This is a genomic window from Streptomyces sp. NPDC002309, assembly GCF_053593375.1.
Window position 1 is genome coordinate 15,840 of the sequence record NZ_JBSFCI010000021.1, and the last position, 12,840, is coordinate 28,679.

Here is a 12,840-nt window from a genome sequence, read left to right on the forward strand (position 1 = left end):
AGTCACCACCCGCATGCGGAAGATACTCGTCGTCGGAGCCGGTCAGTCCGGACTCCAGCTCGCCCTCGGACTCCAGTCGAACGGGTACGAGGTCACCCTGATGTCGAACCGGACGGCGGACGAGATCCGCTCCGGCCGGGTCATGTCGACGCAGTGCATGTTCGACACCGCCCTCCAGCACGAGCGCGACCTGAAGCTGAACTTCTGGGAGTCCCAGGCCCCGAAGATCGAAGGGCTCGGCGTCTCGGTGGCGGCCCCCGGCTCGTTCGACCCCGGCCCCTCGCAGCGGGCGATCGACTGGGTGGGCAAGCTGGACGGCTACGCCCAGTCGGTGGACCAGCGGGTGAAGATGGCCGGCTGGATGGAGACGTTCGCGCAGCGCGGCGGCCAGCTGGTCATCCACGGCGCGGCGGTCGGGGACCTCGACTACTTCTCCCGTGCGTACGACCTCGTGCTGGTCTCGGCCGGCAAGGGCGAGCTGGTGCAGATGTTCGCCCGCGACCCCGAGCGCTCCCCGTACGCCGAGCCGCAGCGAGCCCTCGCCGTCGCCTATGTGCACGGCCTCGCCCCGCGCCCGGAGCACCCGGACATGGACGCGGTCCGCTGCAACCTGGTGCCCGGCGCCGGCGAGCTGTTCGTGATGCCGACGTTCACCACGTCCGGCCGTGCCGACATCCTGTTCTGGGAGGGCATACCCGGCGGCCCGCTCGACGCCTTCGCCGGCGTCAAGGACCCCGCGGAGCACCTCTCCCTGACCCTGGAACTCATGGAGAAGTTCGTCCCCTGGGAGTACGCCCGGGCCACCAAGGTCGAACTGACCGACGCGAACGGCACGCTCGCCGGCCGGTACGCCCCGACCGTGCGCAACCCCGTCGGCCGGCTGCCCGGCGGCGGGCTGGTGCTCGGCGTCGCCGACGTCGTGGTCGCCAACGACCCGCTCACCGGCCAGGGCTCCAACTCGGCGTCGAAGTGCGCCGCCGCGTACCTCGCCGCCATCGTGGAGCACGGCGACAAGCCGTTCGACGAGGAGTGGATGCAGCAGACGTTCGACCGCTACTGGAACACCGCCCAGCACGTCACCAAGTGGACCAACGCCATGCTGGCCCCGCCGCCGGAGCACATCCTGAACCTGATCGGCGCCGGCGGCCAGCTCCAGCCGGTCGCCGACCGCTTCGCCAACGGCTTCAACGACCCGGCGGACTTCGAGGACTTCTTCTACGAGCCGGAGAGGACGGCGGCGTACCTGGCCGAGGTCACCGGCTCCGGCGCGCAGGCGTAGCCGGGACGGGCGTGGTCCGCGCCGGGGGCGGCGTCGCCGACGCGTAGCCGTCGTCGCTGCCGTCCCGCGCCCCCGCGGGGAGCCTCGGCGGTGTGTAGTGCCGCAGGGGCCTTCCCCGCGGGTCGGGGCGTACGGCGCCCAGGACCGGGTTGGCCGCGACCGGGGAGACCTTGACCTTGGCGCCGGGGCGCGGTGCCTGGACGACCATGCCGTCGCCCAGGTACATCGCCACATGCGTGGCCTCGGGGAAGTACACGACCAGGTCGCCGGGGCGCAGCTCCTTGAGCGGGACGCGGTTCAGCCGCGCCCACTGCTCCTGGCTGGTGCGCGGGATCGGTGTCCCGGCGTCCGCCCAGGCCCGCGAGGTCAGCCCCGAGCAGTCGTACGTCCGGGGGCCCTCCGCGCCCCATGCGTACGGCTTGCCGAGCTGCCGCACCGCGTAGCGCACCGCCCGGTCGCCCTCCCGGGTCGGTGTCTGCCCCCCGCTGGGGGCCTCGGCGGCCATGAACTTCCGCTGCGCCTCGGCGATCCCGTCCTTCTCCAGCTTCGCCACCGCGGTCAGCTGCTCGACGGTGAGCGAGGCGAGCAGACTCTCCACCTCGCCGAGCCGTGCGCGCACCTCGTCGCGTTCCTTCTTGCGGCGTTCGGTCAGGACGAGTTGCCGGTCCAGCGCGGCGCGCGCCCTGCGGGCCAGACCGTCGGCCCGCTGCTCGCCCGCGGCCAGCTCCTCCACCGTCCTGGCTCGCTTCCGCGCCAGCTGCCCGATCACATGACCCTGTTCGAGCGCGTGCTGCGGATCGCGGGCGAGCAGCAGACGGACGTAGGGCGAGATGTCGCTGCGGCCCTGGTACTGCTGGCGGGCCAGCCGGCCCGCGGCGCCGCGGCTGGAGTGCAGGGCGAGACGGGCGCGGGCCAGTTCGCCGTCGAGGCGCCGTGCCGCGGCGCGCTGCCGCGTCAGCCGCTCCTCGGTCGCGTTGTAGGTCTCCGTGGCCTTCTCGGCCTCGCGGTACAGCCGCTGAAGATCCGTCAGCAGCGAGGAGACCGAGCGCCCTTCGGGGTCGCCCGGTCCGGGCGCGGCCGCCGCCGGCACGGCTGCGAGAACGGCGTGGGCCGCCACGGTCGCCGTACACACCAAGCGCAGTAGCCTTCCTGACACGTCATCACCTCCGGTCGCGGGGCGGCGGGTCCGCTCCGCTCCGTGAGCATGTGACGTGCGCGCGCGGCCCGCGCGCCGAGGCTCCGCGGGACGGCGTAATCAGGTCACCCGTTCGCGTCGTCCGGCTTGCGCTTCGGCGTGGCGTCTGGCTTGCGCCACGGCCACCTGAGCCGGCTCCCGCCCTGGTCCTCGGAGGGGTCGTGGACGTACTTCCACCGGTGCGTGAGCCGCCCCTGGCCGCGGGGCTCGCGCCGGTACACGAGAACGGTGGCCGGACCGCCGTGCGGGTCCGGGACCGGGATGCGGTACGTCTTCGGCGGGTGCCCGGTGATCCCGAGCAGCACGGGCAGCACCCGGCCGTCCATGGGCCCGCCCTCGAAGGGGGTCTCTTCGCTCTTCACGGCACCAGTCTCAGCCATCCGCCGAGGCCAGGGCGGCCACGACCGACGCGGTCTGCGGATCGCGGACGGCGGTGACGGACAGGACGGCGACGAACTGGTCGACCAGCCAGTCCCGCAGCTCGTCCAGGGGCGGCCGTTTGCCCTCGTCGAGCCAGATCAGGGAGGCCGCCTCGACCGCGGTGATCCACATCCGGACCGTCATCCGCAGGCGGGGCCCCGGGTCCGTGACGCCCAGGTGGCTCAGGATGTGCACGGCCGCGGCCCGCCGCACGCCGTCCACGATGGCGGTGGTCCGGGAGGTCTCGACGACGCTGCCGCCCTGGAGCAGGGCGCTGAAACCGGCGTCGTGCTGGTCGACGAAGGCGAGGTAGCGGTCGAGGGCGCGGGACAGCCGGGGCAGCGGGGGGCCCTCGCGCGGCTCGTCGAAGCAGAGCCGCAGCTCCTCGGCGGCGGAGCGCAGGGCGGCCTCGTACAGCTGCTGCTTGCCGCCGGGGAAGTACCGGTACACCAGGGGGCGGGAGACCCCGGCCGCCTCCGCCACGTCGTCCAGGGAGACGTCCTCCGGGGCGCGGTGGGCGAAGAGGCTGAGTGCGGCGTCCAGCAGCTGGCTGCGGCGTTCCTCGACGCTGAGGCGGCGATAGGCGGGGGTGGGCGCGGCGGGGGTCATACCGGGCAGGGTAGTCGGCCGGGTGCCGGGGCACCGCGGGGCGAATGCGCCAGGGCCGGAGGATGCGGCGGGATCGCGACGAGCCGTGTACGACCGGCGTTCGTGCGGCGCGTGTTCGTGGCGTGAGTCTCGTGCGGCGCGTGTTCGTGCGGCACGCGCCCGCCTTGTATCACCCGCGCCTCGTACCACCCGTGCGCCTCGTACCACCCGTGCCCGCCTGCCACGAGCCCCCTACGCCAGCAGGCCCGACGACCGCCACAGTCGCCGCCCCACGCCCCGCAGTACGCCGATGTCGTCCAGGAAGTCCGTCAGGCGCTTCGCGCCGGTCTGCATGACCTCCCGGCGGTGGCCGCTCGCCTTCACCTGGGCGAGCGCCTCCCGCCGGTCCAGGCCCACATTGGTGTAGACCTCGGGATTGACGAAGGCGACCGAGAAGACCCGGGCGAACTCGCCCGAGGTGATCCGCGTGAACTCCTGGGACCACTTCGGTGCCGTGACCATCTGGCGCCGTAGTTCCTCACGGGCGTACCGGACGTGCCGGGCCTCCTCCACGACGTGGATGCGGGTGACCCCGCGGACCAGCGTCTGGACGCGCTCGTCGGGGAAGGTCAGCCGCTGCATCCAGTCCAGGACCTCCTCGCCGAGCAGGGTCGCGGTGAAGGAGCCGGGCGTCGTCGAGACGGTCTTGAACAGGCGTCCGAGGTGCTGGTGGGCGCGGCTCACGGGGTACCAGGGCGTCTCGCCGCGTGCGATCAGCCGGGCGAACATCTTCGAGTGCCGGCACTCGTCCTCGATCTCGGTCAGCGCGTAGCGCACATGCGCGCTCGTCGCCGCCTTGTCGTAGATGTGCCGGACCAGCAGCTGCATCAGGATGATCTCGAACCAGATGCCCAGCGACGCCAGTGCCGCCGCCTCGTGCTGGGAGAGCAGGATCCGCTGCTCCTCGCCCATCCGCCGCCACATCGGCGTGCCGTACAGCGACACCAGCTCCGGCGGCCAGAACCACTTGCCCTCCTCGAAGGGCGCGTCCCAGTCCAGTTCCTTGTCCGGGTCGAAGGAGTGCTTGGCGGAAGAGTCGAGCAGCCGCTCGGCCACCTGCTCGCGATCCTTGAGCAGGCCCAGCGCGTCGCGCAGCCCTTCCAGTGCTTCGGCATCGGTGAGGGTCGTCATGCCATTATGAGACTGCCCGTCAGCAAGCCCGTCAATCCCTCGCGCGCCACTTGTTGACCCCGCGTCTACCACGTGTGAGCCTGCCAGCATGTCGACCTTCGACCTGTACGCCATGGACCCCGGCGAGCCCCTCTGGCCGGTCCCTCAGGCCGGCCAGGCCCGGTTCAACTGGGAGTACGACGACGGACGCGACCGCCTGCTGGCCCTGTACCAGAAGGGCAAGGACAAGCAGTGGGACGGGCAGAGACGGATCGACTGGGAACTGGAGGTCGATCCGTACGACCCCCTCGGCACGCCCGACGAGGCGCTCTCCCTCCACGGCACCAGACACTGGGCGAAGCTCTCCGAGCGGGACAAGGGCGAGCTGCGACGCCACTACTCCTCCTGGCAGTTCAGCCAGTTCCTGCACGGCGAGCAGGGCGCGATGATCTGCGCCGCCCGCATCGTCGAGTCCGTCCCCGACCTGGACGCCAAGTTCTACTCGGCGACCCAGACCATGGACGAGGCCCGGCACGCGGAGATCTACGCGCGCTTCCTCCAGGAGAAGATCGGGATGCTCTACCCGATCAACGACAACCTCCAGTCGCTGCTCGGCGACACCCTGCGTGACAGCCGCTGGGACATGCCCTACCTGGGGATGCAGGTGCTCATCGAGGGCCTCGCCCTCGCCGCCTTCGGCATGATCCGCGACACCACCGACAAACCGCTGCCGAAGCAGATCCTCGCCTACGTCATGCAGGACGAGGCCCGGCACGTGGCCTTCGGGCGGATGGCCCTGCGCGACTACTACCGACAGCTGAGCGACGCCGAACTGCGCGAGCGCGAGGAGTTCGTGATCGAGGGCTGTTATCTGATGCGGGACCGGCTGCGGGGCGTGGAGGTGCTGGAGAACTTCGGCATCCCGCGCGCCGAGGCGGAGGAGTACAGCGAACGCTCCGAGTTCCTCGCCCTGTTCCGCAAACTGCTGTTCAGCCGCATCGTGCCGTGCGTGAAGGACATCGGCCTGTGGGGCGAGCGCCTTCAGCGGGCGTACGTCGACATGGGCGTCTTCGACATGGGTGACTCCAACCTCGATCTGCTGATGGCGCAGGACGAGGAGATCGCCGAGAAGCTCGACGCGGAACGCTTCGCGGCCGAGGAGCACGAGCGCGTCGCGGAGGTGACGGACGCCATCGAGGCGGGCGGCGACAGCGGGCCCTAACCCAGGGGGTCCGGGGACGACTTGAGCACCGCCTGCATCACCGCCCGCGCGATCGGGGCCGCCATGCCGGCCCCGGTGATGTCACGGCGGTGCGCGGCGGCGTCCTCCACCACCACCGCGACGGCGACCTTCGGCTCCACGTCCTTCTCGCCCTGCGCCCAGGAGACGAACCAGGCGTACGGCGTACCGGAGTTGTCGACGCCGTGCTGGGCGGTGCCGGTCTTGCCGCCGACCGTCGCGCCCCGGATCGCGGCGTTGGTGCCGGTGCCGTGCTCCACCACGCCGCGCATCAGCTTGCGCAGCCGGGCCGCGGTCGAGGGGTACATGGCCTGGCGCGGCGGGCGGGTGCCGGCGGTGGAGAGCGTGGCGCCCCGGCCGGTGGTGGTCCGCTCCACCAGGTACGGCTCCCGCAGCTGGCCGCCGTTGGCGACCGCCGCCGCGACCATGGCCATCTGCAACGGGGTGGCCCGCGTGTTGTACTGCCCGATCGACGACAGGGCCAGCTGGGCCTTGTCCACCTCGGTGTCGAAGGTGCTCGGCGCCGCAGCGTACGGGATGCGCAGCTCGGTGTCGTTGAAGCCGAACGCGTGGGCCGTCGCCGCCATCCGCGTCACCCCGACGTCCACGCCCAGCTTGGCGAAGACCGTGTTGCACGACCGCTCGAAGGCCGTGCGCAGCGAGGCGTTGCCGCAGCGGCGGCCCTCGTTGCGCAGGGACGTCGTGGTGCCGGGCAGCCGGTACGGGTCGGGCGAGACGGTCCGCGCGTCGAGATCATCGACGACCCCGGCGTCCAGCGCCGCCGCCGCGGTGACCACCTTGAACGTCGAACCCGGCGGATAGGTCTGCCGTACCGCGCGGTTCAGCATCGGCTTGTCCGGGTCCTCGTTCAGCGCCAGCCAGGACCGGGTGACCGCCGGGCCGTTCCCGGACAGCTTCGCCGGGTCGTACGACGGGGTCGACACCAGCGCCAGGATCCGGCCCGTGGCCGGCTCGATCGCCGCGACCGCGCCCTTGCGGCCGGCCAGCCCGTCGAACGCCGCCCGCTGCGCCGCCGCGTCGAGGGTGGTGACGACGTCGCCGCCGACGCCCCGCGCGCGGGTGAAGTCGTTCCACAGGGGGAACGGCGAGAGCACCGGGTCGCTGCCGGAGAGGGTGCCGTCCTCCGCGTGCTCCAGGAACGTGGTGCCGTAGACCTGCGAGGCGAAGCCGGTGACGGGGGCGTACAACGGGCCCTGCCGGTAGCTGCGTTCGTAGCGCAGCGGCTCTCCGGTGTCCTCGGAGCCGGTGACCGGGCGGCCGCCCACCAGGATGTCGCCGCGCGGCTGGCCGTAACGGCTGATCTCATGACGGCGGTTCGCCGTGTTGGCGTCGTACTGGCCGGCCTGGAAGACCTGGATGCGGGCCGCGTTGACCAGGAGGGCGACCAGCAGCAGGGCGCAGAACGCGGCGGCGAGGCGGATGTGCCGGGTCATGGGGCGACCTGCCCGTCGTGCTGTCGGCGGGCCGAGTGGCTCACCCGGATCAGCAGGGCCACGATCGCCCAGTTGGTGACGACCGAGGAGCCGCCCTGCGCGAGGAACGGCATCGCCATGCCGGTCAGCGGGATCAGGCCGGTCACCCCGCCCGCGATGACGAACACCTGGAGCGCCACGATCGAGGCGAGCCCCACCGCCAGCAGCCGGCCGAACGGGTCGCGCTGGGCGAGGCCGGCCCGGTAGCCGCGCTCGACGAGGAGGCCGTAGAGCAGGAAGATCGCGGAGAGGCCGGCCAGGCCCAGTTCCTCGCCCGCGGTCGCCAGGATGAAGTCGGACTTGGTGGCGAAGCCGATCAGGACGGAGTGCCCGAGGCCCAGACCGGTGCCGAGGACACCGCCGGCCGCGAACGCGAACAGCGACTGGGCGAGCTGATTGGGGCCCTGGCCCGCCTCGATGGAGGCGAAGGGGTGCAGCCAGTCCTGGATCCGGGCGGCCACGTGCGGTTCCGTGTGGCCGACGGCGACCGCGCCGAGCGTCGCCAGCAGCAGGCCGACCGCGATCCAGCCGGTGCGGCCGGTGGCGACGTACAGCATGACGACGAACAGGCCGAAGAACAGCAGCGAGGTGCCGAGGTCGCGTTCCAGGATCAGCACACCGACGCTGACCAGCCAGATGGCGACGATCGGGCCGAGGACGCGGCCGGTGGGGATCTGCAGCCGCCAGACCCGCCGGCCGGAGTAGGCGAGCGCGTTGCGGTTGGCGGCCAGGTACGCGGCGAAGAACACCGCCAGCAGCACCTTCGCGAACTCGCCGGGCTGGATGGAGAACCCGGCGATCCGGATCCAGATGCGGGCGCCGTTCACGGCCGGGAAGAAGATGGGCAGGGTGAGCAGGACCAGCGCCGCGGCGACGCAGACGTACGCGTAGCGCTGCAGCACCCGGTGATCGCGCAGGGCCGCGACGATGTACGCGAACAGGGTGACGCCCAGCGCCGACCAGACCAGCTGGGCGGGAGCCGCGCGGTCGCCCGGCGTCTCCAGGTCCAGCCGGTGGATCAGCACCAGGCCCAGGCCGTTCAGCAGCACGCCGATGGGCAGCAGCAGCGGATCGGCGTAGGGGGCGCGCAGCCGGACCGCGAGATGCGCGAGCAGCGCGAGGACGCCGAGGCCCGCGCCGTAGCCCGCGGCGCCGGGCGGGACGGCGCCGGTCCTGGCGAGGCCGGTGACGCAGTAGCCGTACACCGAGAGGAGGACGGCCACGACGATGAGGGTGAGTTCGATGCCGCGGCGCCGGGGGAGACGGACCTCGGGGGCGGGCGCGTCCGCTGCCACGGCGGTTCCGGTTCCGGCCTTCATCATGTCCGGAACCTACCCAAATGGCGTGGCTTGCCTACCGTCGGAGTCAGCACCAGCGTGGCGCGGGCCCTTGGTTGTTGATGTAGCGGGCCGGTCCCCAGGCCCATGTGCGGCCCTTGAGGAGGTACCAGAGGGGGTTGCTCCCCACCCGGTCGCCCGCCGCCTTGCAGAAGATGCGCACGACGTCGCCCCGGTCGACCCGGCCGATGACCCGGCTGCCCACGGTGGGGCGGGAGCGCACCGCCAGGTTGTCGGCGGTGACCACACCCCGGTAGAGGGCCTTGTTGTCGCCGGTGTCGCCGCCGATGCCGTCGTCGCCGCCGATCCCGTCGTCGAGGTCGCCGTCGTCGAAGTCGTCGTCGTCACCGAGGTCCCAGTCGTCCCCGCCGTCGAAGTCGCCGTCGAAGTCGTCATCGAAGTCGTCGTCGAAGTCGCCGTCTCCGCCGGAGTGCCCGTTGCCGTTCCCTCCGTTGCCGTTCCCTCCGTTGCCGTTCCCTCCGAAGCCGTTTCCTCCGAAGCCGTCCCGGCCGTTGCCGCCCCGGCCGCCGGCGAACACGTCCACGCTGCCGTTGCCCGCGTAGACGTCGACGCCGCCGTTGCCGCCGTTGCGGAACCAGTCGTTGTCGTTGAACCCGCCGTTGCCGTTGCCGTTGCCGTTGCCGTTGAAGCCACCGACCCCGTTGCCGTTGAATCCGTTGCCGTTGTAACCGCCGTGGTTGCCGGCGAAGACGTCGACGCCGCCGTTGCCGGTGAAGACGTTGACGCGACCGTTGCCGCCGTAGCCATAGCCGAAGCCGGGCCCGAAGTAGCCGAAGCCCGGACCGAACCCCGGACCGAACCCCGGACCGAAGCCTGGTCCGAAGCCTGGTCCGAAGCCTGGTCCGAAGCCCGGACCGAAGCCGGGACCGAAACCGCCGACGCCGGGGACGGGCAGGGGCACGGGGGCCGGTACGGGGGCGGGGGCGATGGCGCCGGTGCCGGCCTCGCCGCCAGGGGCGGGGACGGCACCCGACTCGCCGCCGGGGGCGGGAGCCGGAACGGAGCCGCTCCCTCTGCCGGGGCCGGAGTCGTCGCCCCAGATGCCACCGGCGACGGCCGGCGAGACCGCCGAGACCGCCAGCGTGGTGGCCAGGGCGCCTCCGGCTGCCGTCATGGCGAGACGGGTGCGGGAAGAGCGCAGGGACATGGGGAGAACCTCCCGTGACAGGGCGGGGCGAAGCTGACTAATCGCCACATTAGGAGCGCGCTTCGCGTCGCGCCTGTCACAGTGCGCCATCGGGGAGGGGGTACCCTCCGTCCGCGCTCCTTCCGAGTGGCGGAGCCTGAGGCAGTGTCAGCCGCGCCACCGCCCCGCCGCCCGGCGCGGTGCCGAACTCCAGACGGGCTCCCAGCACCTCCGCCTGGCCCAGTGCGATGGTCAGGCCGAGGCCGTGGCCCTTCGCCCCGCCCTCGGTGCGAAACCGCTGCGGGCCGTGCGCCACCAGGTACTCCGGATAGCCCGCACCATGGTCCCGCACCGTCACCACCGGCCCGTCCACCGTCACCACGACGGGTGGCCGCCCGTGCTTGTGCGCGTTGGCGACGAGGTTGCCCAGCACCCGTTCCAGCCGTCGGCGGTCGGTCTCCACCCGCGTGTCCCGGACGACCCGCACCGCCGTGTCCGTGCCGGACGCCCGGACCACCCGCTCCGCCAGCGCGCCCAGCTCCTCGGTGTCCAGGTCCAGCCGCTCGCGCCCGGTGTCCAGCCGGGAGATCTCCAGCAGGTCCTCGGTGAGCGTGCGCAGCGCGGCCACCCGGTCGCGGACCAGCTCCGTGGGGCGTCCCGGCGGAAGCAGCTCGGCCGCCGCGTGCAGGCCGGTCAGCGGGGTGCGCAGCTCGTGTGCCACGTCCGCCGTGAACCGCTGCTCGGCGAGCAGCTTGCCCTGGAGCGAGGCGGCCATGGAGTCCAGCGCGGCGGCGACCGAGGCCACCTCGTCCTGCGGGCGCGTCCGGTCCCGGGTGCGCGGGTCGTGCACGCGCGCGTCCAGGTCGCCCGCGCTGATCCGCCGGGCGACCCGGGCCGTGGCGTGCAGCCGCCGTGTCACCCGGGACACCGCGAAGGCGCCCACCAGCGCCGTCGCCCCGATCGCCAGCGCCGACGACCAGCCGATCGCCCGGTCCAGCCCCTCGATGGTGCGGGCCTGCTGGGAGTAGTCGACGGCCACCGCGATGGCCCGGCCGCCGTCGACGGGGCCCGCCGCCCACATCGTGGGCCGGCCGTCGTCGGCGGCGACCATCGTGCCGCGCTCCCCGGCTGCGGCGAGCGAGCGCAGCCGCGCGGGCAGGTCCGTCGGATCGACTGCCGCGCCCGGCGGCAGCGGATCCCCGGCCGCGTAGGTCTCCGTCGCCTCCCCGAGCCGGGCCAGCGCGAGGGCGCGGGCCTGGCCGACGGTCTGGTTGGTCACCGAGACATGGACCAGGACGCCCAGCAGCGCGGCCAGGGCACAGCACATCACGGTGATGAAGACGGCGGCCTTCACCGCGAGGGTCCCGGCCCAGCGCGGCAGCGCGAGCCTCATCGAGGGCTCGCGGGGGGCGTGCTCGTGGGTGCCGCGGAGAGCGTGGCGGTGGGCTTGGCGGTGGGCGTGCCGGAGAGCGTGGCGGTGGGCTTGGCGGTGGGCGTGCCGGGGAGCGTGGCGGTGGTCGTGGCGGAGGGGTGATGTCGGGGCGGGCGCGCGCCGGTGCGCAGCATCTCGTCGTGGGTGAGGAGCATCGCCCCCTGCTCGGTGTCCCAGCTCCACTGCAGCCGGTACTCGTACCCCGGCACCTCGGACGGCGCCCGCAGGATCACCGACTGCTCGGCGATCTCGATCCCGGTCAGGGCGTCGTCGTAGGCCATGACCTGCACCAGGCGGTCCTTCTCGACGGTGTACACGCGGACGGCGGTCATCTCGCCGGGCAGCAGCCGGAAACCCAGGGTCATCTCGGGCCGGCCGTCGCCGGTCAGGTCCCGGAAGTACGGCTTCAGGACGGGGCATCCGGTGCCGCTGCCGTCGTCCGGCCCGCCGCACCGCTCCATCCGGCTGTTCGTCTCCCGGTACGGCGCCCTGGAGCCCTCGTAGTCGTCGGCCGCGCGGGCGATCTCCGCCCGTACCACCGCCACCGGGTCCACCGCGCGGATGTCGCCGCCGGGCACCGCGACGCCCTTCACGGTCCGGATGTCCACCTCGCCGATGTCGAAGGCCGGACTGGACGCCGGGGGCAGATCCGGCCACAGCCGGGCGGGGCCGGCCGCGGTCGCCGCCGGCCCCGCGCCGCGCAGTTCGCCCGTGTCACCGCAGGCCGTCGCGGTGGCCGCCAGCAGCGCGAGCGCGGTGACGGCGCGGACCCGGGCGGGGGCGGCGAGCGGGGTGGGGCGGCGGGGCACGGGGCTCCTGTCGTCCGGGGTGCGGGGCGTTCGGCCCGTACACCTTATGCGTGCGCACAGATTATTCATGCGTACGCCTTATTCACAGGGAAGTCCTTTTTGTGCACTTCGGTGTCCGGGGCCTTCGCGTATCCCGGCATTCTTGGCCCTCGCGTGCCTCGGTGCCCGCGGCCCTCGCGTGTCTCCACCTCTGTGGCCGTCCCGGGCTACTCCGCGAACTCCTCCAGGAACCGCGCCGTCGGCAGCCCCGTGCGCAGGTACTCCACGAACAGCTCGTTGTGCAGTGCCCACGGGGAGCGGCGGGCGCGGATCAGGCGGATCGCCGATTCGGCGGAGCGGCCCCGGCGCATCAGGGCGTGCGCGACGACCAGGCCCGAGCGGTTGTAGCCGTGGTAGCAGCGGACCAGGACCCGGCGGCCCCGGTCCAGCGCGTCACAGGCCGCCTCGGCCAGCCGGATCACCCCGGCCAGCTGGGTGCCGTCGAGCGGACCGTCCGGGATCGGCCAGATCTGGTGGTGGACGTCCGTGTCGGGGCCGTGTCCGGGCAGCCGCAGCAGGGTCTGGACGAGATCGAACTCGTTGCGGACGACGGCGGACTCCAGCCGCCCCGAACCGCCCGTGAACTCGTGCCCACCCATCCACAGACCGGGCACGATCTCGTTCCACGGCAGGTCCGGAGCCGGTACGTCAGGGTGCTTCTCGCGGGTACGCAACGTGCCTCCCCAGCCGT

General features: G+C 72.7%; 12 protein-coding genes. 2 read left to right on the forward strand and 10 right to left on the reverse strand.

What is annotated here, in order from left to right; translation table 11 throughout:
• Positions 1–13 precede the first annotated feature (13 nt).
• Positions 14–1,279, forward strand: coding sequence for a styrene monooxygenase/indole monooxygenase family protein (locus ACWCPM_RS18770; RefSeq protein ID WP_450977308.1), 1,266 nt, complete (start codon positions 14–16; stop codon positions 1,277–1,279).
• On the opposite strand, the gene ACWCPM_RS18775 is transcribed toward ACWCPM_RS18770, so the two are convergent.
• The 4 genes from ACWCPM_RS18775 to ACWCPM_RS18790 form a co-directional block, all read right to left on the reverse strand.
• Positions 1,254–2,435, reverse strand: a complete 1,182-nt coding sequence (locus ACWCPM_RS18775; RefSeq protein WP_450977309.1) for an NlpC/P60 family protein — start codon at positions 2,433–2,435, stop codon at positions 1,254–1,256. The two genes, ACWCPM_RS18770 and ACWCPM_RS18775, sit on opposite strands and share 26 nt — an antisense overlap.
• A gap of 104 nt (positions 2,436–2,539) precedes the next feature.
• Positions 2,540–2,836 carry a hypothetical protein gene (locus ACWCPM_RS18780; RefSeq protein ID WP_450977310.1) on the reverse strand — a complete coding sequence of 99 codons (297 nt, stop codon included), beginning with the start codon at positions 2,834–2,836 and terminating at the stop codon, positions 2,540–2,542.
• Positions 2,837–2,846: 10 nt separating this feature from the next.
• Positions 2,847–3,503 (reverse strand): TetR/AcrR family transcriptional regulator, encoded by a 657-nt coding sequence (locus ACWCPM_RS18785; RefSeq protein ID WP_450977311.1) that lies wholly within the window; start codon positions 3,501–3,503, stop codon positions 2,847–2,849.
• Between the two features lie 231 nt (positions 3,504–3,734).
• The gene (locus ACWCPM_RS18790; protein ID WP_450977312.1) at positions 3,735–4,673 is read right to left on the reverse strand and encodes an AurF N-oxygenase family protein; all 939 of its coding nucleotides are present in this window, start codon (positions 4,671–4,673) and stop codon (positions 3,735–3,737) included.
• An 88-nt stretch (positions 4,674–4,761) separates the two neighbouring features.
• Here ACWCPM_RS18790 and ACWCPM_RS18795 point away from each other — a divergent pair, with 88 nt between their 5' ends.
• A complete protein-coding gene (locus ACWCPM_RS18795) occupies positions 4,762–5,874 on the forward strand; it encodes a ferritin-like domain-containing protein (protein ID WP_450977313.1) in 1,113 nt (370 codons plus the stop codon).
• On the opposite strand, the gene ACWCPM_RS18800 is transcribed toward ACWCPM_RS18795, so the two are convergent.
• From ACWCPM_RS18800 to ACWCPM_RS18825, 6 genes are all read right to left on the reverse strand, one after another.
• On the reverse strand, positions 5,871–7,346 hold the full coding sequence (locus tag ACWCPM_RS18800; protein WP_450977314.1) for a penicillin-binding transpeptidase domain-containing protein: 1,476 nt from the start codon (positions 7,344–7,346) through the stop codon (positions 5,871–5,873). The two genes, ACWCPM_RS18795 and ACWCPM_RS18800, sit on opposite strands and share 4 nt — an antisense overlap.
• Positions 7,343–8,707, reverse strand: coding sequence for an FtsW/RodA/SpoVE family cell cycle protein (locus tag ACWCPM_RS18805; protein WP_450977315.1), 1,365 nt, complete (start codon positions 8,705–8,707; stop codon positions 7,343–7,345). Before ACWCPM_RS18805 ends, ACWCPM_RS18800 begins: the two co-directional genes overlap by 4 nt.
• Positions 8,708–8,750: 43 nt before the next feature.
• Positions 8,751–9,890, reverse strand: a complete 1,140-nt coding sequence (locus ACWCPM_RS18810; RefSeq protein ID WP_450977316.1) for an SH3 domain-containing protein — start codon at positions 9,888–9,890, stop codon at positions 8,751–8,753.
• A 76-nt stretch (positions 9,891–9,966) separates the two neighbouring features.
• Positions 9,967–11,262 (reverse strand): ATP-binding protein, encoded by a 1,296-nt coding sequence (locus ACWCPM_RS18815; RefSeq protein WP_450977317.1) that lies wholly within the window; start codon positions 11,260–11,262, stop codon positions 9,967–9,969.
• Positions 11,259–12,110, reverse strand: coding sequence for a hypothetical protein (locus tag ACWCPM_RS18820; protein WP_450977318.1), 852 nt, complete (start codon positions 12,108–12,110; stop codon positions 11,259–11,261). Before ACWCPM_RS18820 ends, ACWCPM_RS18815 begins: the two co-directional genes overlap by 4 nt.
• A 206-nt stretch (positions 12,111–12,316) precedes the next feature.
• Positions 12,317–12,823, reverse strand: coding sequence for a protein-tyrosine phosphatase family protein (locus tag ACWCPM_RS18825; protein ID WP_450977319.1), 507 nt, complete (start codon positions 12,821–12,823; stop codon positions 12,317–12,319).
• Between the last annotated feature and the right edge of the window lie 17 nt (positions 12,824–12,840).

What these genes read in the sequence shown, in the direction of transcription:
- ACWCPM_RS18770 (WP_450977308.1), top strand. Translation starts at nt 14, where the DNA reads ATGCGGAAGATACTCGTCGTCGGAGCCGGTCAGTCCGGACTCCAGCTC.
- ACWCPM_RS18785 (WP_450977311.1), bottom strand. Translation starts at nt 3,503, where the DNA reads ATGACCCCCGCCGCGCCCACCCCCGCCTATCGCCGCCTCAGCGTCGAG.
- ACWCPM_RS18790 (WP_450977312.1), bottom strand. Translation starts at nt 4,673, where the DNA reads ATGACGACCCTCACCGATGCCGAAGCACTGGAAGGGCTGCGCGACGCG.
- ACWCPM_RS18795 (WP_450977313.1), top strand. Translation starts at nt 4,762, where the DNA reads ATGTCGACCTTCGACCTGTACGCCATGGACCCCGGCGAGCCCCTCTGG.
- ACWCPM_RS18800 (WP_450977314.1), bottom strand. Translation starts at nt 7,346, where the DNA reads ATGACCCGGCACATCCGCCTCGCCGCCGCGTTCTGCGCCCTGCTGCTG.
- ACWCPM_RS18805 (WP_450977315.1), bottom strand. Translation starts at nt 8,707, where the DNA reads ATGATGAAGGCCGGAACCGGAACCGCCGTGGCAGCGGACGCGCCCGCC.
- ACWCPM_RS18810 (WP_450977316.1), bottom strand. Translation starts at nt 9,890, where the DNA reads ATGTCCCTGCGCTCTTCCCGCACCCGTCTCGCCATGACGGCAGCCGGA.
- ACWCPM_RS18815 (WP_450977317.1), bottom strand. Translation starts at nt 11,262, where the DNA reads ATGAGGCTCGCGCTGCCGCGCTGGGCCGGGACCCTCGCGGTGAAGGCC.